This is a genomic window from Billgrantia sp. NRB1 (genome assembly GCF_056921725.1).
Genome location: NZ_CM167783.1, coordinates 2581361 through 2604107, shown reverse-complemented (window position 1 = coordinate 2604107; position 22747 = coordinate 2581361). Strand labels below are relative to the sequence as shown.

The following is a 22747-nucleotide window of genomic DNA, read 5'->3' as shown; positions in this document are numbered from 1 at the left end:
ATGGCGTAAGTGGCACGCCCCCGGTAAGCGGGTGCGTGTTATCATCCCGGTTCGATTTGATGCGAGGATTGTTTCATGGGTGTAGTGGCCAAGCGGTCGTCGATGATTTTCTACTCAGGAGGCGACGATCACTTCAGTCATCGCGTGCGCATCGTGCTCGCCGAGAAAGGCGTGGCGGTGGATATCGTCGAGGTCAACGGTGATCAGCGCCCCGAAGAGCTTGCCGACCTCAACCCCTACAACAGCGTGCCCACGCTGCTCGACCGGGACCTGGTGCTCTACGAGTCCAAGGTGATGATGGAGTACCTCGACGAGCGTTTTCCCCATCCGCCGCTGCTGCCGGTCTATCCGGTGGCCCGAGCGCAGAGCCGGCTGTGGATGCACCGCATCGAGCGTGAGTGGTGCCCGCTGGTCGAGCAGATCGAGCAGGGGCCGAAGAAGGAGGCCGACAAGGCGCGCAAGGAGCTGCGCGAGAGCCTGGTGGGCATTTCGCCGATCTTCGAGGACATGCCGTACTTCATGAGCGAGGAGTTCTCGCTGGTGGACTGCTGCCTGGCGCCGATCCTCTGGCGGCTGCCGATGCTGGGCATCGAGCTTCCCGAGAAGCAGGTCAAGCCGCTGGTGACCTACATGGAGCGGCTGTTCGAGCGCGACGCCTTCACTGCCTCGCTCAGCGAGAACGAGCGCGAGATGCGCACCTGAACGCGGTGCCGGGCCTGGCTCGGCACCCAGCAACGGAGGAGGGCACTGATGCTATCGAGCCGTCCCTATCTTGCCCGCGGCCTGTATGAATGGCTGCTGGACAACGAGCAAACCCCCTACATCGTCGTCGATGCCGAGCAGGCCGGGGTCAGGGTGCCCAGGCAGTTCGTGCAGAACGGCCAGATCGTGCTCAACGTAGGGCCCACCGCGGTGCGCGACCTGCATATCGAGAACGATGCCATCACGTTTCATGCCCGCTTCGGCGGCCAGCCGATGCAGGTGGTGGTGCCCATGCCGGCGCTAGTGGCGCTCTATGCCCGTGAGAACGGTGTGGGCATGGTCTTCGGTCATGAGCCGGTGATGCCGGCCCCGGAGCAGTCGGAGCCGGAGGAGGCGTCCACCGAGCGTTCCGGGCTCTCCAGCGTCGAGCGCGATGACGAGGGGGCGACCAGTAACGAGGGTGAGGCCGCCGAGGAGACGCCGCCCACCAAGGGGCGCCCGTCGCTGCGGGTGATCAAGTAGTCGCACCGAATGCGGTGCCCGACGCGACGACGGCAGGCCTTGTGGCCTGCCGTCGTCGTTTTGCTGCTGCGAAGGCGCCGGTGGGGTCAGTCCAGGTAGTCGAACACCTTGACGATTCGCTGTACGCCGCCGATTCGCGAGATGGCATCGACGATGCGATCCGATTCGGCCCGGGTGACGATCCCCATCACGTAGACGCTGGCGTTTTCGGTGATAAAGCGCAGGCGGCCGGTGTCGATGGTGTCATCGGTGGCCAGGCTGGTGCGGATCCGGGTATTGAGCCAGGTGTCGGAGAGCCGCTGGCTGGCCGGCAGGTTAGCGGCGATGGCCAGTTCGTTGTGCACGTCGCGGACATTGCGTACCTCGCCGGCCACCTCGCTCGCCTTGTTCTTGAGCTCCTGGCTGGGCACCTGACCGGTGAGCAGCACCACGCCGTTGTAGCTATCGACGTTGATGCGGGCGTCGCCCAGGCGGGCGTCGCTGCGTCGTAGGTTGTGGGCGATCTTGGTCTCGATGCTCTCGTCCTCGACCTGAGCGCCGAGGGTGCGCTTGCCGTAGTTCTCCTCGATGGTGCCGGGGTTGGCCACCCCGGTGACGGTGGTGCAGCCGCCCAGCACCAGCAGGGCGGAGAACACAAGGGCAAGGGGCAGTGTCTTGAAGGGCATGGGGATTACTCGCTGCTGCCGAAGAGTTGTTCGTCAATGAGGTCGCACAGGCAGTGGATCACCAGCAGGTGGACCTCCTGAATGCGGGCGGTAGAGGTGGCCGGGACGCGAATCTCGCAGTCGTCCTGGCCGAGCAGGGATGCCATGTCGCCGCCGTCGCGGCCGGTCAGGGCCACCACCGCCATGTCCCGGTCGTGGGCGGCCTGGATGGCCTGGACGACGTTGGCGGAGTTGCCGCTGGTGGAGATCGCCAGCAGGATGTCGCCGGGCTGGCCCAGGGCGCGCACCTGCTTGGAGAATACCTCGTTGTAGCTGTAGTCGTTGGCGATGGAGGTCAGCGTCGAGGTGTCGGTGGTCAAGGCCAGGGCCGGCAGGCTGGGGCGCTCCCGCTCGAATCGGTTGAGCAGCTCGGAGGAGAAGTGCTGGCAGTCGCCAGCGCTGCCGCCGTTGCCGCAGGCCAGAATCTTGCCCTCGTTGACCAGGGTCTGCACCATCATCTGGCTGGCCACCTCAATGAAGGGGGGCAGCACCTCGCTGGCGTAGGTCTTGGTGTCGAGGCTGGCGTTGAAGTGGCCGAGTATGCGCTGCTGGAAATCCATTCTGTCTTCCTGGTCCTGGGGGCGCCTGTCAGAATGCCTCGAAGGCGCCCTGTACCCACTCGAACTCGAGCTCGGGCGGGGTGCCGGTCACGGCCAGGGCGTCGAAGCGGCAGGGACATGATAGCCGGTTGCGCGCGAGATAAAAACGCGCCGCACGGATCAGCCGACGCTGCTTGGCGGCGGTGATGGTTTCCAGCGGATGGCCATGACGCGAATCGGCCCGGTGGCGCACCTCGACGAACACTAGGGTGTCGCCGTGGCGCATCACCAGATCCAGCTCGCCCCCCTTGGCATGCTGGTTGGTCGCCACCAGGGTGAGGCCGCGAGCGGTGAGCCACTGCGCGGCGAGTCGTTCGATTCGCTCGCCGCGGGCCCGGGCGTCAGTTGCTTGGGGCATCGAGACGACCGTCCTCCAGCAGTTCGCCGTTGGGCAGGTGGATGCCGTCGCCGCCGTTGCCCAGCGGGTCGCTGCCGAGCAGGTCGATGCTGAGGATCGGCTGGGGGATGCCCCGCTCGAAGCGCGCCCAGGGCAGGCGTCGCTGAATGCGGCCGTCCGACGCGGGGCTCAGGGTGCCGGTGGCGCCGAATAGTTCGCTGTCGGGCATCAGCTGGAATTGCGGCAGCCGCCGTGCCAGCTCGTAGGCGTCCACGCCCATGGCCATCAGGCGAAAGACGGCGGGGTCGGCATCCTCCCGGAGCTGACGATAGCTGTCCGAATAGGGCAGAGCTTCCACGCCGCCTACCGCGGCGTCGGGTATCTGCCAGGGGATGTCGAGGAAGTTGACGGCATCCAGATCGTGGTCCAGCAGCGGCTGCGGGCGCCCCTCGAAGAGGTGCGAGGTGGCATAGACCGGCAGGTTGGCCGCGTCGTAGTACTCCAGGGTTGGCGGCACCTGGCGGGCGTAGCTCGGCAGGGCCAGCAGGAACAGCATGTCGGGGCGACCGCCGGCCAGGGCGCGGCGCGTGCTTTCGGTTGCCGAGCCCCCGGGATTGTAGGTGACCACGTTGGTCACGCTGCCGTCGAGGCGCCGCCATTCGCGCTCGAAGGCGCGTCCGACCCGGTTGCCCCACTCGTTGTCGGGGATCAGCAGGGCGGTGCGGCGGTGGCCGTCCTCACGGCCGCGACGCGCCACCTGGCGGGCCTCGTCCTCGGCGGAGAGGCCGTACTGGAAGAACCCGCGGGCGCGGTTGCTCTCGCCATGCCCGTAGTTGAGGCCGAGGGTCGGCAGCGGGACCTGGTCGCGGCGTTCCAGCTCGGTGACCTGATCCTTGTCGAGGGGTCCGATGACCACCTGGGCGCCGCGATCCTGAGCCTCCTCGTAGAGCCTGTCGAGGTCGCCGCGGCTGGCGTCGAGAAAGCTCAGGCGCACGCCGCCGTTGTGCGCTGCCGCGGCCTGGTGCTGGGCGCTGATCCCCGCGCGAATCGCTTCCGCGACGCTGCTCAACGGGCCCGATTCGGGCAGGAAAACGGCGATATGGCGGACTTCCTGGCCCCGCAGGTCGCGCAGCGCGGTGAGGTCGCCCGGAAGCGCCCGGGCAGCGGGGTGCCGGGCGTTGCGTTCGCGCCAGGTCTCCAGGCGCTCGGACAGTCGCTGGATATCGCCGCCGCTGTCGCGCACCAGCCCGGCCAGGACGAGCCATTCCCGGATCAGGGCGTCCGCGTCGTCGCGCATGGCCGCCAGTTCGGAGCGCTCCAGACGGCTCAGCGCCGTCCAGATGGTCTCGTTGAGGGCATCCCGATCGGTGGCCGCCTGAACCCGCATCAGCGACTCGGCGGCGGCGCGGTACTCGCCGATCTCGGCCAGCGCCTTGCCCTGGCGTTCACGCAGGATCAGGCTGGCGTCGCGCGGCAGCTCGAGCTCGTCGAGCAGTTGGCCGGCCTGGATCACCGCCGAGGGATCGCCCTCGGCCTCGCCGAGCTCGGAGAGCAGCATGGCCCAGCGCAGACGCTGATCGTCGGGAAGCTGGCGGTCGTCGAGCTGGCTGGCGATATCCAGTGCCTGGGTGCGCTGACCCTGGCGTGCTAGGATATCGGCCGCCTCGAGCCGGCTGATCGCCGCCTGCTCGGGCGCCTGGTCACGGGCCTGTTCGAGCAGCACGCTCGGGTCGTCGGGGAGGCGTTCGACCGGCCCGGGCTGGTAGGCGCAGCCGCCGAGCAGCAGCGCTGCGAACGCAGCGGCCAGCAGGCCGCGTGGCGTCTTGTCCATGGATACATGTCCCTTCGTCGTCTTCGCTTGCCGGGAGCCCTTCATGTCAGACTCGAGCTCAGGCTCATTGTACGTGGTCGCCACGCCGATTGGGAATCTGGACGACCTGAGTCCGCGGGCCGCCCGCGTGCTGGGTGAGGTGGCGGTGGTCGCTGCCGAGGATACGCGTCATACCGCGCGGCTGCTGCACCATCTGGGGCTTAGCGTGCCGATGCTGTCGCTGCATGAACACAATGAGGCGGCGCGCGTCGACCAGCTCGATGCCCGGCTGGTCGCCGGCGAGGATGTCGCCCTGGTCAGCGATGCCGGCACGCCGCTGATCAGCGACCCCGGCTTCGTGCTGGTGCGGGAATTGCGCGCCCGGGGGCGGCGCATCGTGCCGCTTCCGGGGCCCTGTGCCCTGGTGGCGGCGCTTAGTGCCGCCGGTTTGCCCACCGACCGCTTCCTGTTCCAGGGCTTCCTGCCGGCCAGGGGAAGCGCTCGTCGGGCCCGCCTGGAAGCGCTGGCGGGCCGCGAGGAGACCCTGGTGTTCTACGAATCGCCCCATCGCATCCGCCATACCCTGGCCGACCTCGATGCCTGCCTGGGCGAGCGTCGCCTGGTGCTGGCGCGCGAGCTGACCAAGGCCTTCGAGACCTTCCTCGATGGCACCGCGAGGTCGCTGCTCGCGCGGATGGATGACGACCCGGACCAGGCTCGCGGAGAGTTCGTGATCATGGTGGCGGGAGAGGCGCCGCGCGAGGACGAGGAGCGGGTGGCAGTGGAAGCAGAGGCGCTGCTCAGCGCCCTGCTGGCCGAGGGGGTCGGGGTCAAGCAGGCCGCAGCGGTGGCCGCCCGGCTGCTGGGAGGGGCGAAAAAACAGTGGTATGCCCGCGCCCAGGCCCTCAAGGAGCGGCACTCGAGGAGCGAGGAAAGTCGTTGAGGGGGGGCAGTGGCACTGGTATTCTTGCTCGCGGAGTCGGCCAGACGGTCGCCGCCGGTACCGATCCTCGCGATGGGGGCCGGGGGAGGAAAGTCCGGGCTCCACAGGGCAGGGTGCCAGGTAACGCCTGGGCGGCGCGAGCCGACGGAAAGTGCAGCAGAGAGCAGACCGCCTACGTCTCCTGCGGGAGGCCGGCAAGGGTGAAAGGGTGCGGTAAGAGCGCACCGCGCGCCTGGTAACAGTGCGTGGCACGGTAAACCCCACCCGGAGCAAGACCAAATAGGCCCCCAATGGTGTGGCCCGCACTGGGGGCGGGTAGGTTGCTTGAGGGCCGCGGTGACGCGGCTCCTAGATGAATGGCTGTCCCCGACAGAACCCGGCTTATCGGCCGACTCCCTCCGTATTTTCGCGCCGCGTCCCGGCCATCGCCTCCCGGCTCGTCGGGACGCGGCGCACCATGATCCTTGAATCGAGAAGCGCATGTCGTCATCCGCCCCTGAATCGGCCCCTCGCGGCTTTCGCCATGCCAGCGTGCTGCTCGACGGTGCCGTCGAGGCGCTCGTGCACGACCCGCTTGGCAGCTACCTGGACGGCACCTTCGGTCGTGGCGGCCATTCGCGGGCGATACTCGCGCGCCTGGCGCCCCAGGGGCGCCTGCTGGCCATGGACCGCGATCCCCAGGCCATTACCGAGGCCGCTGCCATCGAGGACCCGCGCTTCACCATTGCCCAGGACGAATTCGCCCGGCTGGGCGACTTCGCCCGGCGGGAGGGGCTTCACGGCCGTCTTGCCGGCGTGCTGCTCGACGTGGGCGTCTCCTCGCCGCAGCTCGACGACCCCGAGCGGGGCTTCAGCTTCCTGCGCGACGGGCCGCTGGACATGCGCATGGATCCCAGCCGCGGCGAGAGCGCCGCCGACTTTCTGGCCCGCGCCAAGGAGGCCGAGATCGCCGAGGTCTTCAAGCGCTACGGCGAGGAGCGCTATGCCCGGCGCCTGGCGCGGGCGGTGGTGGCGCGCCGGGGCGAGCGCCCCTTCGAGCGCACCGCGGACCTGGCTGAGGTGATCAAGGCCGCACATCCGGCCTGGGAGAAGGGGAAGCATCCGGCAACCCGCGTCTTCCAGGCCCTGCGCATTCATGTCAACGGTGAGCTGGACCAGCTCGATGCGGCCCTCGCGGCGGCGCTGGAGGCGTTGGCGCCGGGCGGTCATCTGGTGGTGATCAGCTTTCACTCCCTGGAGGATCGCCGGGTCAAGCGCTTCATTCGCGAGCATGTACGCGGCGATACCCGGTTGCCACGCGGCATGCCGATCCGCGAAGATCAGATCGAGCGGCGGCTGGAGGCCCTGGGCAAGGCGCAGCGTCCGCACGCCGCCGAAGTCGACGCCAATCCGCGCGCCCGCAGCGCGGTGATGCGCGTAGCGCGCAAACGGGGCTAAAGCAGCGCATGACACAAGGACGATCCACTCCCGCCACCCTCCGCTTCGGCGGCTCCCTGCGCCAGCTGCTCAATGCCCGGCTGGTGGTGGTGGTCGCACTGGTGTTGGCGTGCCTGGTCAGCGCCACGGCGGTGGTCGGCACCAGTCATCTGACCCGTGAGCAGTACGCTCGCCTGCAGCAGCTCGAACGGGAGCGTGACCAGCTGCAGACCGAATGGGGGCAGCTGCTGCTGGAGGAGAGCGCCTGGTCGTCGCCAGCGCGTATCGAACGCCTGGCCGTGGAGCGTCTGGAGATGCGCCTGCCCGATGTCGATGAGGTCGAGGTGATCCGGCCATGAGGGCCGAGCCGCGCAGCGGCGTCACGCCGCGTGGACGCCCTCCGTCGGCGCCCATGGGGCAGGCGCGCTACCGGCTGGTGCTGGGGCTGGTGGTGATTGGCCTGCTGCTGCTGAGCGGGCGGATCGTCACCCTGCATGTCATCGATCGCCCCTTCCTGCAGGGGCAGGGCGATGCGCGCATCCTGCGCACCCAGGCCCTGAGCGCCCATCGCGGGATGATCAGCGACCGCCACGGCGAGCCGCTGGCCATCTCGACCCCGGTGGTGACCCTCTGGGCGAATCCCCAGGAGGTACCGGAAGACCCGATCCAGCGTCTGCAGCTGGCGCGCGCCTTGGCGCTCTCCCTGGACGATCTCGATGCGCGACTGGAGCGCTTCGCCTCCCGGGAATTCATGTACCTGCGCCGCCAGCTGACCCCGGACGCCGCCCAGCGGGTCATCGACCTGCGCGTGCCCGGCGTCTATGCCCAGCACGAGTACAAGCGCTACTACCCGGCCGGTGAGGTGGCCGCCCAGCTGCTGGGCGTGACCAACGTCGACGACAAGGGGCAGGAGGGGCTGGAGCTCGCCTACCAGCCCTACCTGGCCGGCACCCCCGGACAGCGCCGCGTGATGCAGGATCGCCGCGGTCGCCTGGTGCGTGACCTTGCGCTGCTGCGCGAGGCGCAGCCTGGCGGCGAGCTGACCCTGGCCATCGACCAGCGGCTGCAGTACATGGCCTATCGCGAACTCAAGGCCGCCGTGGCCGAGCATCAGGCGGATGGGGGCGTGGTGGTGATGATGGACGCCCGCACCGGCGAGGTGCTGGCCATGGCCAACCAGCCCTCCTACAACCCCAACAACCGCGCCGGCCTCGACCCGCGGGGGCTACGCAATCAGGCCATCGTCGATGTCTTCGAGCCGGGTTCGGTGGTCAAGCCGCTGGCCATGGCGGCGATCATGGAGAGCGGGCGCTTCGACCGCGATGTGGTCGTCGATACCTCGCCGGGCTGGATGATGCTGGACCGCTTCACCATTCGTGACATTCGCAACTACGGCGAGCTGGACCTGGCCGGTATCCTCGAAAAATCCTCGAATATCGGCATGTCCAAGCTGGTGCTGGAGCTCGACGAGCCCCTGGTGCCGGATCTCTATCGGCGCCTGGGCTTCGGCGAGAGCCCCGAGACCGGCTTTCCCGGCGAGTCCACCGGCACCCTGCCGGCGCCGGTGCGCTGGTCGCGCAGCCAGTGGGCCGCGCTCTCCTACGGCTACGGCCTGTCGACCTCGGCCCTGCAGCTGGCCAGCGCCTATACCGCCCTGGCCAACGGCGGGGTGCGTCTGCCCCCGTCGCTGCTCAAGCTGCCCGAGCCGCCGCCCGGCACCCAGGTCATCGACCCGGCGGTGGCCCACGATCTACTGCGGGTCATGGAAGAGTCCGTCCAGCCGGGCACCGGCGGCCGACGGGCCGGGGTGCCCGGCTATCGGGTCGCCGGCAAGACCGGCACGGTGCGCAAGACCTCGGCGCGGGGCTATGAGCGGGAGGCCTACCGGAGCCTGTTCGCCGGGGTAGCGCCGGTCTCCGACCCGCGCATCGTCACCATCGTGATGATCGATCATCCGCGCAGCGGCGACTACTTCGGCGGCGCGGTGGCGGCGCCGGTGTTCTCGCGAGTCACCGGCGGCGCCCTGCGGCTGCTCGACGTGCCCCCCGACCAGCGCTCGCGCTGAGCCTTCTCCCACTCCCGACAGAGGTGTCCTCATGCAGGTCAGTGCTTCCCGTCTCCAGACCGCGATCCACCGCTACTGGCCCAGCCTGTCCCGGTCCGCCGTCGACCTGGAGGGCAGCGTCGGGCTGGTGCTGGACAGCCGCCGCGTGACTCGGGGCGATGTGTTCCTGGCCGTGCCGGGGGTGGCCGCCGACGGTCGCGACTACCTGGAGGCCGCGCTGGAGCGCGGCGCCGCCTGCGTGCTCTACCACCTCGATCGCAATGAGTCGCTTCCCGAACCGGCTCAGGACCCGCGGGTGCTGGGCCTGCCCTTTCTGCGTCAGCGCCTCGGCGAGCTGGGCCATGACCTCTTTGCGGTACCCGCCTCGCTGGCGCTGATCGGGGTGACCGGCACCAACGGCAAGAGCTCGGTGACCCACTATATCGCCGAGCTGAGTACCGCCCTGGGCTGCGACGCCGGCGTGGTCGGCACCCTCGGGCACGGACGGCCGGGGGCGCTGAGCGGAGGAGAGCTGACCACTCCCGGGCCGCTGGTGCTGCAGGCCGCGCTCGGCGAGATGGCCGACGCCGGCCTGCGGCGGGTGGCCATGGAGGTCTCCTCCCACGCCCTGGAACAGGATCGCCTGGAGGGCTGCGAGGTGACCGCGGCGGTGTTCACCAACCTCAGTCGGGACCATCTCGACTACCACGGCAGCATGGCCGCCTATGCCGCGGCCAAGGCGCGCCTGTTTCGCCGCTCGGAGCTGTCGCTGGCGGTGGTCAACGGCGACGATCCCCTGGCGCGGCTGATGCTGGCCGGCGTGACGCCGGGGGTGCGCGTGCTGGCGGTAGGCGATGACCCGGCGGCAACGCTGCGGGTGGTCGACTGGCAGGCGAGCACCGAGGGCCAGCTGGCCCTGATCGCCACGCCCGAGGGCGAGATGCCGCTGGAACTGCCGCTGCTGGGCCGCTTCAGTCTCGACAACCTGCTGCTGGCTATCGCCACCCTCTATGGGCTGGGCGAGCCGCTGCCGGCGCTGTTCGACGCCGCCGCCCGGGTGAGCGCGGTGCCGGGACGCCTGCAGCCGCTGATTCGTCCGGGGTGCCCCACGGTGATCATCGACTACGCCCATACCCCCGACGCCCTGGAGAACGCCCTGCTGGCGCTGCGCGCCCATCTGCCCGGGAAGGGGCGCCTCTGGTGCCTGTTCGGCTGCGGCGGCGAGCGCGATAGCGGCAAGCGGCCGCAGATGGCGGCGGTGGCCGAGCGACATGCCGACCGCCTGGTGATCAGCGACGACAATCCCCGCGGCGAGGCGCCGGCCGCCATTCGCGAGCAGATCCTGGCCGGGCTGTCCCCCGAGGCCCGCGCCGCAGCCTGGAACCTCGAGGGGCGGGCCGCGGCCATCGCCCGTACCCTCGCGGCCGCGGCGCCGGACGACGTGGTGCTGATCGCCGGCAAGGGCCATGAGCGCTATCAGGAGGTCGCTGGCGTGCGCCACGCCTTCAGCGACCTCGCCGAGGCCGAGCAGGCGCTAGACGGCCGTGCCGGGGTGCGCTCATGAGCGCACCCGGGTTGGAGACGCTCGCCGCCGTGGCCCAGGCGCTGGGCGCCACGGCGGCGCTGCCCCCCGAAAGCGGCAGCCTGAGGGTGGGCGAGATCGTCACCGACTCGCGCCGCCTGGCCCCGGGCGCGCTGTTCGTGGCGCTGGTCGGCGAGCGCTACGATGCTCATGACTTTCTCGCCGCTGCCCGTGATGCCGGCGCCGTGGCGGCCCTGGTGGAGCGCCCGGTGGATGACCCGCTGCCCCAGCTGGTGGTGCCGGACACCCGGCTGGCGCTGGGGCTGCTGGGGCGCGCCCGACGCCGCGCCTGGGGACGGCCGCTGGTGGCGGTGACCGGCAACAGTGGCAAGACCAGCGTCAAGGAGATTCTCGCCGCGCTGCTGAGTCGCCGCGGGGCAACGCTAGCCACCCTCGGCAACCTCAACAACGACATCGGTGCGCCGCTGACGCTGCTCTCCCTCGACGCCGCGCATCACCAGGCGGTGGTCGAGCTGGGCGCCAACCACCTGGGCGAGATCGCCTGGACCACGACCCTGGCCGAGCCCCAGGTGGCGGTCATCACCAACGTGACCGGCGCCCACGTCGGCGAGTTCGGCGGCATGGGCCGCATCGCCCAGGCCAAGGCGGAGATACTCGCGGGGCTGCCCCTCGACGGCGTGGCGGTGCTCAACCGCGACGACGCCTATTTCCCGCTCTGGTCGCAGCTGGCCGGGTCCCGGGAGGTGATCGATTTCGGGCTGGGCGGGGACGCCCGGGTCGGCGCCACAGCGCTGGCCTGTGACGCCCTGGGACGCTATGCTTTCACGCTTGTCGTGGACGGGTACGAGGCGGGCCGGGTGCCGCTTGCGCTGCTGGGCCGCCACAGCGTGGCCAACGCCCTGGCAGCGGCGGCCGCGGCGCTGGCCCTGGGCGTACCGGCCGAACAGCTGCCGGAGGGCCTCGCGGCGGCGGTGCCGATGCCGGGCCGGCTCAGCCTGCTGGCCGGGATGCGTGGCACCCGCCTGCTGGACGACACCTATAACGCCAACCCCGGGGCGGTCAAGGCGGCGCTGGCGCTGCTTGCCGAACTCCCGGGGCCGCGCTGGTGCCTGCTGGGTGCCATGGGCGAACTGGGCGCTGATTCGGATCGGCTGCACGCCGAGATCGGGCGCCACGCACGGGAACTGGGAATCGACGTGCTCGGCACCTGCGGGGCGCTGGCAAAACCGGCCAGCGACGCCTTCGGGGCAGGCGGGTGCCATTTCAACGACCGCGAGGCGCTGACGCGCCATGTCCTGGACCAACTGCCCGCGGGGGCCAGCGTGCTGATCAAGGGCTCGCGAAGCGCCGGCATGGAACGGGTCGTGGCGGCGCTGAGCGCTGACGCATCAAGGTGAACGCAACACATGCTGCTTTTTCTGGCCGAATTTCTGGCGCAATTCCAGAGCGCCTTCAACGTTTTTCACTATCTGACCCTGCGCATGATCCTGGGCACCCTGACCGCTCTGCTGCTGTGCCTGTGGCTGGGGCCCTGGATGATTCGGCGGCTGGTCGAGCGCCAGATCGGTCAGGCGGTGCGCGACGACGGTCCCCAGTCCCACCTCTCCAAGGCCGGCACCCCGACCATGGGCGGGGCGATGATCCTGATGGCCATCGCCGTCAGCACCCTGCTGTGGGCCGATCTCGGCAACCACTATGTCTGGATCGTGCTCGTGGTGACCCTGGGGTTCGGCGCGATCGGCTGGGTTGATGACTACCGCAAGGTGGTGGAGAAAAATCCCCGCGGCCTGCCGGCACGCTGGAAGTATTTCTGGCAATCGGTGATCGGGCTGCTGGCGGCGGTGGTCCTCTACGCTACCGCCGGCAATCCCGTGGAGACCAGCCTGATCGTGCCGCTGTTCAAGGATATCGTGCTGCCGCTGGGGGTGTTCTACATCGTGCTCACCTACCTGGTGATCGTCGGCAGCTCTAACGCCGTGAATCTCACCGACGGCCTCGACGGCCTGGCCATCATGCCCACGGTGATGGTGGCCATGGGCCTGGCGGTGTTCGCCTACGCCAGCGGCAACGCGGTGTTCGCCAACTACCTGCAGATTCCCAATATCGTCGGCGCGGGCGAGCTGGCGGTGTTCTGCGCCACCATCGCCGGGGCCGGGCTGGGCTTTCTGTGGTTCAACACCTATCCGGCCCAGGTCTTCATGGGGGACGTGGGGGCGCTGGCGCTGGGCGCGGCGCTGGGCGTGGTAGCGGTGATCGTACGTCAGGAGATCGTGCTGTTCATCATGGGGGGGATCTTCGTCATGGAGACCATCTCGGTGATCCTCCAGGTGGGCTCCTACAAGCTCACCGGCCGGCGCATCTTCCGCATGGCGCCGCTGCATCACCACTATGAGCTCAAGGGCTGGCCGGAGCCGCGGGTCATCGTGCGCTTCTGGATCATTACCGTGGTGCTGGTGCTGGTCGGCCTGGCCACGCTCAAGGTTCGCTGAGCGGCGTCGAGCGACCGCGATGCTGTCCACAGGAGATGCGATGATCAAGGTGCCGAAGGGAACCACGCTGGTGGTCGGGCTCGGGGTCTCTGGGCGGGCCATCTGCCGACACCTGAGCCGCCTGGGCGTCCCCTACATGGTGGCCGACACCCGCGCGGTGCCGCCGGGCGTCGATGACTTCCATGCCGCCCACCCCGGCGTGACCATCCACTGCGGTCCGCTGACGGGACTCGATCTCAGCGAGGTGGAGGAGGTGGTGCTCAGCCCCGGGATCGACCCCCGGACCCCGGGGCTGGATGCCCTGGCCGGGCGGCAGCGCGAGGCCAACGGCGAGCCGCTGGTGATCGGCGAGATTGCGCTCTTCGTGCGCGCCTGCCACGCCCCCATCGCGGCGATCACCGGCTCCAATGCCAAGTCCACGGTGACCACCCTGCTTGGCGAGATGGCGCGCGAGGCGGGGCGCCGCGTCGCCGTGGGCGGCAACCTCGGCACCCCGGCCCTGGACCTGCTCGACGATGAGCCGGATGCCGACTTCTACGTCCTCGAGCTCTCCAGCTTCCAGCTCGAGACCACCCCGCGGCTGGGCGCCGAGACCGCGGCCTTTCTCAATCTCTCCGAGGACCACCTCGATCGGCACGGCGACATGGCCGGCTACCGGGCCGCCAAGCTGGGCATCTTTCGCGGTGCACACCACGGCGTGGTCAACGCCGAGGATCCCATGACCTGGCCGGAGCGGCGCCTGCCCGCCCAGGACAGCTTTACCACCCGGCCGCCGGAGTGCGGGGAGTGGGGCATCGCCCAGCGCGAAGGGCGCGACTGGCTGATGCACGGGGAGACACCGCTGATGCCTGCCGACGAGGTGCGCCTGGCGGGGCGCCACCACCAGGCCAATGCCCTGGCGGCGCTGGCCATGGGTGAGCGCCTGGAACTGCCCCGGGCGGCCATGTGCCGGGTGCTGCGCCGCTTTGCCGGCTTGCCGCACCGCGGGGAGGTGGTCGCCGAGATCGAGGGGGTGCGCTGGATCAACGACTCCAAGGGCACCAACGTGGGGGCCACTCTGGCCGCCATCGCCGGGCTGGGGCCCGCCCTGTCGGGGCGCCTGATTCTGCTCGCTGGCGGCGTGGGCAAGGGGGCCGACTTTCGCCCGCTCGCCGAGCCGCTGGCGCGCTACGGTCGTGAGGCGATCCTGTTCGGCCTGGACGGCGAACGCCTGGCGCGCGCCCTGCGCGACCGGCTGGCGGTGACCCAGGTCGACGACCTGGAGGCTGCCCTGGCGCGGGCCTGGGAGATCGCCGAGCCCGGCGACTGCGTGCTGCTGTCGCCGGCCTGCGCGAGTCTCGACCAGTTCGCCAACTATCAGGAGCGCGGTGAGGTCTTCCGGCGCTGGGTGACCCGACGCGCCCCGGAGGTGCAGGCATGAAGCGTCTCGCCGTCCTTCGCCAGCGGCTCTCCACCCGCGACCAGCCCTTCGACGGCTGGCTGCTGTTCGCGGCCCTGGCGCTGATGCTGGTGGGCTGGGTGATGGTCACCTCGGCCTCCACCGAGGTGGCGTCCGGGCTGACCGGCAACCCCTGGTACTTCAGCCAGCGCCACGCGCTGTTCATGGGCATGGCGCTGCTGGCCGCGGCGGTGGCCCTGCGCGTGCCGCTGGCCTGGTGGCGCGCCAACGGCCCGCTGCTGCTGCTGGTCGGCATCGCGCTGCTGGTGCTGGTGCTGCTGGTGGGCCGTGAAGTCAACGGCAGCAAGCGCTGGCTGTCGATCCCCGGCATCCCCTTCAACCTTCAGGCGTCGGAAGTCGCCAAGCTGTGCCTGATCGCCTATATGGCGGGCTATCTGGAGCGCTTCCTGCCCCAGGTGCGCCGCCAGTGGGGCGCCTTCCTGCGACCGCTGCTGGTGGTGGGGCTGATCGCGGTGCTGCTGATTCTGGCGCCCGACTACGGTGCCTCGGTGGTCATGGTGGGCTGCGTGATGGGCATGCTGCTGATGGCCGGTGCCCCCTGGGGGCGTTTCGTGCTGATCCTCGGCGCCGTCGGCCTGCTGGGGTTCTACCTGGCCATTGCCGAGCCCTATCGCCTGGCGCGGCTGACCAGCTTCGCCGATCCCTGGGCCGACCAGTTTGCCAGCGGCTACCAGCTGACCCAGGCGCTGATTGCTTTTGGCCGCGGCCACTGGCTGGGCATGGGGCTGGGCAACAGCGTTCAGAAGCTCTTCTACCTGCCCGAGGCCCATACCGATTTTGTCTTTGCGGTGCTGGCCGAGGAGCTGGGCCTGTTCGGCGCAGTGGGGGTGGTCGGGCTGTTCGGCCTGCTGATCTACCGGGCCATGGCGGTGGGGCGGCGGGCCGAGCTGGCCGGCCTCGCCTTCGCCGCCTATATGAGCTACGGCATTGCCCTGGTGGTCGGGGCCCAGGCCTTCATCAACATCGCCGTGAGCACCGGGATGCTGCCCACCAAGGGCTTGACCCTGCCGCTGCTCAGCTACGGCGGCTCCAGCCTGCTGGTCAGCGCCGTGATGATGGCGCTGCTGCTGCGGGCCGATATCGAAACCCGTCGGGTGGTCCGGCGCACCCGTCCCGCTGCCCCGCGCGAGTCGTCGAAGATGGCGCCTGGGACGCGCCTGGAGGAGCAAGGAGTGAGCAAGGAGTGAGCAAGTGAGCAAGGACGAGACCCGCCGCGTTCTGATCATGGCTGGCGGTACCGGGGGGCACGTGATGCCGGCCCTCTCCCTGGCCCGGGGACTGGCGGCCGAGGGCGTCGAGGTGCACTGGTTGGGCAGCCCCCGCGGCATCGAGAATCGCCTGGTGCCCGAGGCCGATATACCGCTGCATCGTATCGCCGTGAGCGGGCTGCGTGGCAACGGTGTGGCGGGCTGGCTGCTGGCCCCTTTCAACCTGACCCGGGCGGTGTGGCAGGCGGCCGGCATCGTTCGCCGCCTCGAGCCGGCGCTGGTGGTGGGCATGGGCGGTTTTGCCAGTGGCCCGGGCGGACTTGCCGCCTGGCTGCTGCGTCGCCCGCTGCTGATTCACGAACAGAACGCCGTGGCCGGGCTGACCAACCGGGTGCTGGCACGGCTGGCGCGGCGCCTCTACGCCGCCTTTCCCCAGGCCTTTGCCGGGCGCGGCGAGGTGGTGGGCAACCCGGTGCGCGAGGCGATTGCCGAGCTCGGCGAGTCACCGCGCCAGTCCGATGCCATGCGCGGCCGTCGGCTTCGCCTGCTGGTAGTGGGGGGCTCGCTGGGGGCCCTGGCGCTCAATCAGCGGCTCCCCGAGGCGCTGGCAGCGCTGCCGGCGGAGCGCCGCCCCGAGGTGCGCCACCAGGCCGGTCGCGACAAGGACACCGCGACCCGGGAGGCCTATGCCGCCCAGGGCGTGGAGGCCGAGGTGACGGCCTTTATCGAGGACATGGCGGCGGCCTACGGCTGGGCCGACCTAGTGGTATGCCGGGCGGGGGCCCTGACCGTGGCCGAGCTGGCCGCGGCGGCCAAGCCGGCGCTGTTCGTGCCCTTCCCCCACGCGGTGGATGATCACCAGACCGCCAATGCCCGCGCTCTGGTGGCGGCGGGAGCGGCCGAGCTGATGCCGCAGCATGACATGACGGCAGCGCGACTGGCCGAGCGGCTGACGGCGCTGCTGCAACCCGACACTCTTGCCGCCATGGCGACGCACGCCCGCGCGTGTGCGCACCTCGACGCCGTCGAGCGCCTGGTGGCCGGCTGCATGGAGACAGCGCGTGAGCGATAGCACTCTGGGACCGGTTCCCGGTCAGGCAACGCCACCCCGCCATGGGCGGGGCCTGGGCATGCGCCGCATCCGGCGCATTCATTTCGTGGGCATTGGCGGGGCCGGCATGTGCGGCATCGCCGAGGTGCTGGCCAACCAGGGCTACGAGGTCAGCGGCAGCGACCTCAAGGCGTCGCCGGTGGTGGCCCGGCTGCGCGAGCAGGGGCTCCGAGTGGCCATCGGCCACGCCGCCGAGAACGTCGTCGACGCCGATGTGGTAGTGGTCTCCACCGCGGTGGACGAAAGCAACCCGGAGATTCGCTGGGCCCACGAGCATCGCGTGCCGGTGGTGCGGCGTGCCGAGATGCTCGCCGAGCTGATGCGCTTTCGTCACGGCATCGCCGTGGCCGGCACCCACGGCAAGACCACCACTACCAGCCTCACCGCCACCCTGCTTGGCGAGGCCGGGCTCGATCCTACCTTCGTGATCGGCGGCCGACTGACCAGTGCCGGCACCAATGCGCGGCTGGGAGCGGGCGACTACCTGGTCGCCGAGGCCGACGAGTCCGACGCCTCCTTCCTGCATCTGCAGCCGATGGTGTCGATCGTCACCAATATCGATGCCGATCACATGAGCACCTACGGCGGTGACTTCGAGAAGCTCAAGGGCACCTTCATCGAGTTCCTGCACAACCTGCCGTTCTACGGTCTGGCCATCCTATGCATCGATGACGAGCATGTTCGCGGCCTGCTGGAGCGGGTGCACCGCCAGTTCGTCACCTACGGCTTCAGCGAAGATGCCGACTACCGGATCAGCGACTTCGTGCAGGAGGGCGGCGAGGTGCGCTTCACCGCGCTGCGCCCCGATGGGCTGGCGCCGTTGCCGGTGCGCCTGGCCATGCCGGGTCGCCACAATGCCCTCAATGCCCTGGCCGCCATCGTCGTGGCCACCGACGCCGGGGTTGACGATAGGGCCATCCTGCGCGGCCTGGCGGGGTTCGCCGGGGTGGGGCGCCGCTTCCAGGTGCACGGCCACTTTGCGCCGCCGGGCGGCCAAGGCGAGGTGATGCTGGTGGACGACTACGGCCACCATCCCCGCGAGGTCGAGATGGTGATCAAGGCGGTTCGTGCCGGCTGGCCCGAGCGGCGGCTGGTGATGGTCTATCAGCCGCACCGCTATTCACGCACCCGGGATCTCTATGAGGACTTCGTGCGGGTGCTCGCCGAGGTCGATACCCTGCTGCTGCTGGACGTCTACAGTGCCGGCGAGGCGCCGCTTCCCGGCGCGGATGGCCGTACCCTGGCCGGCTCGATCCGCCAGCGCGGCGAACTCGATCCGATCTTCGTGCAGCACAAGTCGGAGCTGCCCGGGCTGCTTTCCCGGGTGCTGCGCCCCGACGATATCCTGATCACCCAGGGGGCCGGCGACGTGGGCGGGATCGCTCTCGCCCTGGCCTCGAGTCAACTGAAGCTGGACGAGGTGACGCTATGACGGTGTCGGAAGCGGGACGGGTCGTGGTGCTCTACGGAGGAAGCTCCGCCGAACGCGAGGTGTCGCTGAAAAGCGGCGCCGCGGTGCTGGCGGCGCTGCGCCGCGCCGGGGTCGATGCCACCGGCTACGATCCCGCCACGGCCGGGTTGACCGGCCTCGAGGCGCTGGCCCCCGACCGGGTCTTCGTGGCTCTGCACGGCCGCGGCGGCGAGGACGGCACCCTGCAGGGGGCGCTGGAGCTGCTGGGGATTCCCTACACCGGCAGCGGGGTGCTGGCCTCGGCGCTGGGCATGGACAAGCAGCGTACCAAGCAGATTTGGCAGGCGAGCGGGCTGTCCACCCCCGAGTCGCTGATGCTCGATGCCGACGCCGACTGGGACGCGGTGGTAGCGCGACTCGGCCTGCCGCTGATCGTCAAGCCGGTCCACGAAGGCTCGACGCTCGGCATCAGCATCGTCGATAGCCGCGCCTCGCTGGAGGCGGCCTACCGCGAGGCCGCCCGCTTCGACGCGCGGGTCATGGCCGAGCGCTATATCCAGGGCGAGGAGTATACCGTGTCGCTGCTGGGTGACACCGTGTTGCCGGCCATTCGCGTCGAGGTCCCGGGAGGGTTCTACGACTATCAGGCCAAGTATGTCTCCAACGACACCCTCTACCACCTGCCCTGTGGGCTCGATGCCGCCGAAGAGGCCGAGCTGGGCGAGCTGTGCCGCCGGGCCTTCGAGGCCGTTGGCGGCGAGGGCTGGGGGCGCGTGGACGTGATGCGCGACGGCGCCGGCCGCTTCTGGCTGATCGAGGTCAATACCGTGCCGGGCATGACCGATCATAGCCTGGTGCCTCAGGCCGCGGCCTATGCCGGTATCGATTTCGACGCCCTGGTGCTGCGTATTCTCGCCACCGCCGGGCTGGCGTCGGTGCGGCAGTCGAGCCAGGCATGACCGGCCGCGGCTCGCTGCTGGGAGTGCTGCTGCTGGGGGTGCTGCTGCTGGCCGGCGGCCGCGCCCTGTGGCTTTGGTTGGACCGCCCCATCGAGCGGGTTTCGATCAGCGGTGAGCTGAGTCATGTGACCGCCGACTACCTGCGCGAGCAGCTGGCGCCGCTGGTGCGTGACGAGACCTGGCTGTCGGCGGACCTCCCGGCGCTGCGCGCGCGGGCGCGGGAGATCGGCTGGCTGGCCGAGGTGCGACTCGCCCGGGAGTGGCCCTATGCGCTGACCTTCGAGCTGGTGGAGCAGGTGCCGGTGGCGCGCTGGAACGATGACTATCTGCTGAATCCCGAGGGCGAGCCCTTCGCCTTCGGGCCGGTGTCGCCGCCCGGCGACCTGCCCGATCTCGCCGGGCCGGCCGACAGCGGGGCCGAGGTGCTGGCCTACCATGATCGCCTGGTGCCGCACTTCGCTACCCTGGGGCTGGAGATCACCCAGCTCCGGCTGGAACCACGCGGTGCCTGGCGCTTTCAGCTCGACGACGGGGTCTGGGTAATGCTGGGACGCAACGACCGTCAGGCCCGCCTGGCGAGGCTCGCCGCCGCCTGGCAGCGTGAGCTGGGGTCCCGTGCGTCGCATATCCGCTACATCGATTTGCGTTATCCCAATGGCGTCGCCGTCGCCTGGCACGGAGAAACCGAGGTCGAGGCAGAGAATAGCGAATAGGGTGATTTCTGGCGCTTGTCCAGGCGACAAGCGGTCTTGCGGTGTTCCTTTTGTGATCATTTCCCCGTATCGTGATCGTTGTTTTTACCATTACACTGGTGGTCCAACGCTAGTTGTTCCTATAATGGGCGCTATGGCCATTTGCATGTTTAATGGACTTTCCAGCGGGTCAAGTTTTAGGAGATACCCCGGCTCATGGCAGTCACTTCCAACGCATCCGGCATGGTAGTCGGGCTGGATATCGGAACATCCAAGGTGGTGGCGATCGTCGGCCAGCCGACCGATGATGGCGGCATCGAGATTGCCGGTATCGGGTCGCACCCTTCACGCGGCATGAAGAAGGGCGTGGTGATCAATATCGAATCCACGGTTCAGTCCATTCAGCGTGCCGTGGAAGAGGCCGAACTGATGGCGGGCTGTGACATCCATTCCGTCTATGTGGGTGTTGCCGGTAGCCATATCAGCTCAATGAACTCTGACGGCGTGGTGGCCATCAAGGAGCGTGAGGTCACGCCGTCCGACATTGACCGGGTGATCGATTCGGCGCGGGCCCGGGCTATCTCCGAAGGGCAGCGGGTGCTGCACGTGCTGCCCCAGGAGTACTCCATCGACACCCAGGGCGGCATTCGTGAACCGCTGGGCATGTCGGGGGTGCGTCTCGAGGCGCGGGTTCACCTGGTCACGGCGGCACTCAATGCGGTGCAGAACATCGACAAGTGCGTGCGTCGCTGCGGGCTCGAGGTCGACGCCATCATTCTCGAACAGCTGGCCTCCAGCATGGCGGTGCTCACCGAGGACGAGCGCGAGCTGGGCGTTTGCATGGTCGACATCGGCGGGGGCACCACCGACATCGCCGTGTTCACCGAAGGGGCCATTCGCCACACGGCGGTAATTCCCATTGCCGGCGACCAGGTCACCAACGATATCGCCATGGCCCTGCGCACGCCGACGCAGCACGCCGAGGAGATCAAAGTCAAGTATGCCTGTGCGCTGACTCAGCTGGCCGCCAGCGACGAGATGATCAAGGTGCCCAGCGTGGGGGACCGCCCATCGCGGGACCTGTCGCGCCAGTCGCTGGCCGAGGTGGTCGAGCCCCGCTACGAGGAGCTGTTCACCCTGGTACGCGATGAGCTGCGGCGCAGCGGCTTCGAGGACCTGGTGGCCGCCGGCGTGGTATTGACCGGCGGCACCTCGCGCATGGAGGGCGTGGTGGAGCTCGCAGAGGAGATCTTCCATATGCCGGTGCGCATCGCCTGTCCCCATAACGTGCGAGGACTGGCGGACGTGGTGCGCAATCCGATTTATTCCACCGGCGTCGGTTTGCTACATTACGCCCTGCAGGAGGCCCGTCAGGGGCATGGTCGAGAGGGCACGGTGGTGACGGCGCAACCCAGGCGTAACGACGTCTCCCAGCGGGGAATCCGAGAGGCGATTCCGGCGCTGGCTAAGATCAAGGGCTGGTTCAAAGGAAATTTCTGACAGGGCCGCGGTGCGGTCCAGGAGACGGGGCTTATGTTCGAACTGGTAGATAGTGCACCCTCGAGCAGTGCGGTCATTAAGGTCGTCGGCGTGGGCGGTGGCGGCGGCAATGCTGTCAATCACATGGTGGAAAGCAGCATCGAGGGCGTGGAATTCATCTGCGCCAACACCGATGCTCAGGCACTCAAGCGGGTGGCGGCCAAGACCGTGCTCCAGCTAGGCAATGAGATCACCAAGGGACTCGGCGCCGGGGCCAGCCCCGATGTGGGTCGCCAGGCGGCCATGGAGGATCGCGACCGCATCGCCGAGCTGATCAGCGGTGCCGACATGGTGTTCATCACCGCCGGGATGGGCGGCGGCACCGGGACCGGCGGTGCGCCGGTGGTGGCGCAGGTGGCCAAGGAGCTGGGCATCCTCACCGTGGCCGTGGTCACGCGACCCTTCCCCTTCGAGGGGCCCAAGCGCATGCGCGTGGCCGAAGAGGGCATGAAGGAGCTCTCCGAGCACGTCGACTCCCTGATCACCATCCCCAACGAGAAGCTGCTCTCGGTGCTGGGCAAGAACGCCAGCCTGCTGACCGCCTTCAGCGCCGCCAATGACGTGCTGCTGGGGGCCGTGCAAGGGATCGCCGAGCTGATCACCAGCCCCGGTATCATCAACGTCGACTTCGCCGACGTGCGCACCGTGATGTCGGAAATGGGCATGGCGATGATGGGCACCGGCGGCGCCACCGGCGAGAATCGCGCCCGCGAGGCCGCCGAGAAGGCGATCCGCAGCCCGCTGCTCGAGGATATCGATCTCCACGGTGCCCGCGGCATCCTGGTCAACATCACCGCCGGCCCGGATCTCTCCATCGGCGAGTTCAACGACGTGGGGGCCACCGTCCAGGAGTTCGCCTCCCAGGACGCTACCATCGTGGTGGGGACCTCGATCGACATGGAGATGTCCGACGAGCTGCGCGTGACCGTGGTCGCGGCAGGCCTGGAGGGGCAGGCGCAGAAGAGTGCCGGGCGTGAGACGGCCAAGCGTCCCGAGGGCGGCGAGTATCGTAGTCGGCTGCAGCAGCCGGCCGCCGTGCGCCAGGCGTCGGCAGCGGCCAAGGCCGAGCCCCAGGAGGCGGCCAAGCCGCAGCCCGAGAAGCGCCGTTCGCCTCAGGAGATGGACGACTACCTCGACATCCCGGCTTTCCTGCGTCGTCAGGCCGATTGAGTACGGCTATTCGGTGAATAGGTAGGGCCAGGAGATGTTTTTTTGTTGAAACATGCGTTCGGTGTTATAGTGAACGGTGTTTGATAACT

21 protein-coding genes and 1 other RNA gene are annotated in these 22747 nt (G+C 69.1%); 18 read left to right on the top strand and 4 right to left on the bottom strand.

The window, feature by feature from the left end; all coding sequences use genetic code 11:
- Window positions 1-75 precede the first annotated feature (75 nt).
- Both sspA and ACZIYR_RS11820 read left to right on the top strand, forming a co-directional pair.
- Window positions 76-702, top strand: coding sequence for a stringent starvation protein SspA (gene sspA / locus ACZIYR_RS11825; protein ID WP_473033972.1), 627 nt, complete (start codon window positions 76-78; stop codon window positions 700-702).
- Window positions 703-750: 48 nt separating this feature from the next.
- Complete coding sequence (locus ACZIYR_RS11820) at window positions 751-1224, top strand: ClpXP protease specificity-enhancing factor (RefSeq protein WP_473033971.1); 474 nt, start codon at window positions 751-753, stop codon at window positions 1222-1224.
- Between the two features lie 86 nt (window positions 1225-1310).
- Here the strand turns inward: ACZIYR_RS11820 and ACZIYR_RS11815 are convergent, their stop codons facing one another.
- From ACZIYR_RS11815 to ACZIYR_RS11800, 4 genes are read right to left on the bottom strand one after another with little or no spacing between them, the layout of a single operon-like run.
- On the bottom strand, window positions 1311-1889 hold the full coding sequence (locus tag ACZIYR_RS11815; RefSeq protein WP_473033970.1) for a BON domain-containing protein: 579 nt from the start codon (window positions 1887-1889) through the stop codon (window positions 1311-1313).
- Window positions 1890-1894: 5 nt separating this feature from the next.
- Window positions 1895-2488 carry a phosphoheptose isomerase gene (locus ACZIYR_RS11810; RefSeq protein WP_238975221.1) on the bottom strand — a complete coding sequence of 198 codons (594 nt, stop codon included), beginning with the start codon at window positions 2486-2488 and terminating at the stop codon, window positions 1895-1897.
- A gap of 28 nt (window positions 2489-2516) precedes the next feature.
- Window positions 2517-2885 carry a YraN family protein gene (locus ACZIYR_RS11805; protein WP_483526834.1) on the bottom strand — a complete coding sequence of 123 codons (369 nt, stop codon included), beginning with the start codon at window positions 2883-2885 and terminating at the stop codon, window positions 2517-2519.
- On the bottom strand, window positions 2869-4695 hold the full coding sequence (locus ACZIYR_RS11800; RefSeq protein WP_483526833.1) for a penicillin-binding protein activator: 1827 nt from the start codon (window positions 4693-4695) through the stop codon (window positions 2869-2871). The genes ACZIYR_RS11805 and ACZIYR_RS11800 overlap by 17 nt, the downstream gene beginning before the upstream one ends.
- Before the next feature lie 43 nt (window positions 4696-4738).
- Between ACZIYR_RS11800 and rsmI the strand changes: the two genes are divergently transcribed.
- From rsmI to ftsZ, 16 genes are all read left to right on the top strand, one after another.
- Window positions 4739-5617 carry a 16S rRNA (cytidine(1402)-2'-O)-methyltransferase gene (gene rsmI / locus ACZIYR_RS11795; protein ID WP_483526832.1) on the top strand — a complete coding sequence of 293 codons (879 nt, stop codon included), beginning with the start codon at window positions 4739-4741 and terminating at the stop codon, window positions 5615-5617.
- A gap of 32 nt (window positions 5618-5649) precedes the next feature.
- Window positions 5650-6017: RNase P RNA component class A (gene rnpB / locus ACZIYR_RS11790), an RNA gene on the top strand.
- An 80-nt stretch (window positions 6018-6097) separates the two neighbouring features.
- Window positions 6098-7054: a 16S rRNA (cytosine(1402)-N(4))-methyltransferase RsmH gene (rsmH, locus tag ACZIYR_RS11785; protein ID WP_473033966.1), complete on the top strand. Its 957-nt coding sequence runs from the start codon at window positions 6098-6100 to the stop codon at window positions 7052-7054.
- A gap of 8 nt (window positions 7055-7062) precedes the next feature.
- Window positions 7063-7392, top strand: a complete 330-nt coding sequence (gene ftsL, locus ACZIYR_RS11780) for a cell division protein FtsL (protein ID WP_473033965.1) — start codon at window positions 7063-7065, stop codon at window positions 7390-7392.
- Between the two features lie 53 nt (window positions 7393-7445).
- Window positions 7446-9098 (top strand): peptidoglycan D,D-transpeptidase FtsI family protein, encoded by a 1653-nt coding sequence (locus ACZIYR_RS11775; RefSeq protein ID WP_483529076.1) that lies wholly within the window; start codon window positions 7446-7448, stop codon window positions 9096-9098.
- A 31-nt stretch (window positions 9099-9129) separates the two neighbouring features.
- Window positions 9130-10641, top strand: a complete 1512-nt coding sequence (locus ACZIYR_RS11770; RefSeq protein WP_483526831.1) for a UDP-N-acetylmuramoyl-L-alanyl-D-glutamate--2,6-diaminopimelate ligase — start codon at window positions 9130-9132, stop codon at window positions 10639-10641.
- On the top strand, window positions 10638-12017 hold the full coding sequence (locus ACZIYR_RS11765; RefSeq protein ID WP_483526830.1) for a UDP-N-acetylmuramoyl-tripeptide--D-alanyl-D-alanine ligase: 1380 nt from the start codon (window positions 10638-10640) through the stop codon (window positions 12015-12017). Before ACZIYR_RS11770 ends, ACZIYR_RS11765 begins: the two co-directional genes overlap by 4 nt.
- A 9-nt stretch (window positions 12018-12026) precedes the next feature.
- Window positions 12027-13109: a phospho-N-acetylmuramoyl-pentapeptide-transferase gene (gene mraY, locus ACZIYR_RS11760; RefSeq protein WP_483526829.1), complete on the top strand. Its 1083-nt coding sequence runs from the start codon at window positions 12027-12029 to the stop codon at window positions 13107-13109.
- Window positions 13110-13149: 40 nt separating this feature from the next.
- Entirely contained in the window at window positions 13150-14529 is a 1380-nt protein-coding gene (gene murD / locus ACZIYR_RS11755) for a UDP-N-acetylmuramoyl-L-alanine--D-glutamate ligase (RefSeq protein ID WP_483526828.1), read from the top strand.
- Window positions 14526-15755 carry a putative lipid II flippase FtsW gene (ftsW, locus tag ACZIYR_RS11750; RefSeq protein WP_483526827.1) on the top strand — a complete coding sequence of 410 codons (1230 nt, stop codon included), beginning with the start codon at window positions 14526-14528 and terminating at the stop codon, window positions 15753-15755. The genes murD and ftsW overlap by 4 nt, the downstream gene beginning before the upstream one ends.
- A 37-nt stretch (window positions 15756-15792) precedes the next feature.
- Entirely contained in the window at window positions 15793-16848 is a 1056-nt protein-coding gene (murG, locus tag ACZIYR_RS11745) for an undecaprenyldiphospho-muramoylpentapeptide beta-N-acetylglucosaminyltransferase (protein WP_483529075.1), read from the top strand.
- Between the two features lie 58 nt (window positions 16849-16906).
- The gene (gene murC, locus ACZIYR_RS11740) at window positions 16907-18319 is read left to right on the top strand and encodes a UDP-N-acetylmuramate--L-alanine ligase (RefSeq protein ID WP_483529074.1); all 1413 of its coding nucleotides are present in this window, start codon (window positions 16907-16909) and stop codon (window positions 18317-18319) included.
- Window positions 18316-19257 carry a D-alanine--D-alanine ligase gene (locus ACZIYR_RS11735; protein ID WP_483526826.1) on the top strand — a complete coding sequence of 314 codons (942 nt, stop codon included), beginning with the start codon at window positions 18316-18318 and terminating at the stop codon, window positions 19255-19257. Before murC ends, ACZIYR_RS11735 begins: the two co-directional genes overlap by 4 nt.
- Window positions 19254-19970 (top strand): cell division protein FtsQ/DivIB, encoded by a 717-nt coding sequence (locus tag ACZIYR_RS11730; protein ID WP_473033962.1) that lies wholly within the window; start codon window positions 19254-19256, stop codon window positions 19968-19970. Before ACZIYR_RS11735 ends, ACZIYR_RS11730 begins: the two co-directional genes overlap by 4 nt.
- A 195-nt stretch (window positions 19971-20165) precedes the next feature.
- A complete protein-coding gene (gene ftsA, locus ACZIYR_RS11725) occupies window positions 20166-21449 on the top strand; it encodes a cell division protein FtsA (RefSeq protein WP_483526825.1) in 1284 nt (427 codons plus the stop codon).
- Window positions 21450-21482: 33 nt separating this feature from the next.
- Window positions 21483-22658: a cell division protein FtsZ gene (ftsZ, locus tag ACZIYR_RS11720; protein ID WP_473033961.1), complete on the top strand. Its 1176-nt coding sequence runs from the start codon at window positions 21483-21485 to the stop codon at window positions 22656-22658.
- The last annotated feature ends 89 nt before the right edge of the window (window positions 22659-22747 follow it).

What these genes read in the sequence shown, in the direction of transcription:
- rsmI (WP_483526832.1), top strand. Translation starts at nt 4,739, where the DNA reads ATGTCAGACTCGAGCTCAGGCTCATTGTACGTGGTCGCCACGCCGATT.
- ACZIYR_RS11775 (WP_483529076.1), top strand. Translation starts at nt 7,446, where the DNA reads ATGGGGCAGGCGCGCTACCGGCTGGTGCTGGGGCTGGTGGTGATTGGC.
- murD (WP_483526828.1), top strand. Translation starts at nt 13,150, where the DNA reads ATGATCAAGGTGCCGAAGGGAACCACGCTGGTGGTCGGGCTCGGGGTC.
- ACZIYR_RS11770 (WP_483526831.1), top strand. Translation starts at nt 9,130, where the DNA reads ATGCAGGTCAGTGCTTCCCGTCTCCAGACCGCGATCCACCGCTACTGG.
- ACZIYR_RS11730 (WP_473033962.1), top strand. Translation starts at nt 19,254, where the DNA reads ATGACCGGCCGCGGCTCGCTGCTGGGAGTGCTGCTGCTGGGGGTGCTG.
- ftsZ (WP_473033961.1), top strand. Translation starts at nt 21,483, where the DNA reads ATGTTCGAACTGGTAGATAGTGCACCCTCGAGCAGTGCGGTCATTAAG.
- ACZIYR_RS11765 (WP_483526830.1), top strand. Translation starts at nt 10,638, where the DNA reads ATGAGCGCACCCGGGTTGGAGACGCTCGCCGCCGTGGCCCAGGCGCTG.
- murG (WP_483529075.1), top strand. Translation starts at nt 15,793, where the DNA reads ATGGCTGGCGGTACCGGGGGGCACGTGATGCCGGCCCTCTCCCTGGCC.
- ftsL (WP_473033965.1), top strand. Translation starts at nt 7,063, where the DNA reads ATGACACAAGGACGATCCACTCCCGCCACCCTCCGCTTCGGCGGCTCC.
- rsmH (WP_473033966.1), top strand. Translation starts at nt 6,098, where the DNA reads ATGTCGTCATCCGCCCCTGAATCGGCCCCTCGCGGCTTTCGCCATGCC.
- mraY (WP_483526829.1), top strand. Translation starts at nt 12,027, where the DNA reads ATGCTGCTTTTTCTGGCCGAATTTCTGGCGCAATTCCAGAGCGCCTTC.
- murC (WP_483529074.1), top strand. Translation starts at nt 16,907, where the DNA reads ATGCGCCGCATCCGGCGCATTCATTTCGTGGGCATTGGCGGGGCCGGC.
- ACZIYR_RS11815 (WP_473033970.1), bottom strand. Translation starts at nt 1,889, where the DNA reads ATGCCCTTCAAGACACTGCCCCTTGCCCTTGTGTTCTCCGCCCTGCTG.
- sspA (WP_473033972.1), top strand. Translation starts at nt 76, where the DNA reads ATGGGTGTAGTGGCCAAGCGGTCGTCGATGATTTTCTACTCAGGAGGC.
- ACZIYR_RS11800 (WP_483526833.1), bottom strand. Translation starts at nt 4,695, where the DNA reads ATGGACAAGACGCCACGCGGCCTGCTGGCCGCTGCGTTCGCAGCGCTG.
- ftsA (WP_483526825.1), top strand. Translation starts at nt 20,166, where the DNA reads ATGGCAGTCACTTCCAACGCATCCGGCATGGTAGTCGGGCTGGATATC.
- ftsW (WP_483526827.1), top strand. Translation starts at nt 14,526, where the DNA reads ATGAAGCGTCTCGCCGTCCTTCGCCAGCGGCTCTCCACCCGCGACCAG.
- ACZIYR_RS11820 (WP_473033971.1), top strand. Translation starts at nt 751, where the DNA reads ATGCTATCGAGCCGTCCCTATCTTGCCCGCGGCCTGTATGAATGGCTG.
- ACZIYR_RS11810 (WP_238975221.1), bottom strand. Translation starts at nt 2,488, where the DNA reads ATGGATTTCCAGCAGCGCATACTCGGCCACTTCAACGCCAGCCTCGAC.
- ACZIYR_RS11735 (WP_483526826.1), top strand. Translation starts at nt 18,316, where the DNA reads ATGACGGTGTCGGAAGCGGGACGGGTCGTGGTGCTCTACGGAGGAAGC.
- ACZIYR_RS11805 (WP_483526834.1), bottom strand. Translation starts at nt 2,885, where the DNA reads ATGCCCCAAGCAACTGACGCCCGGGCCCGCGGCGAGCGAATCGAACGA.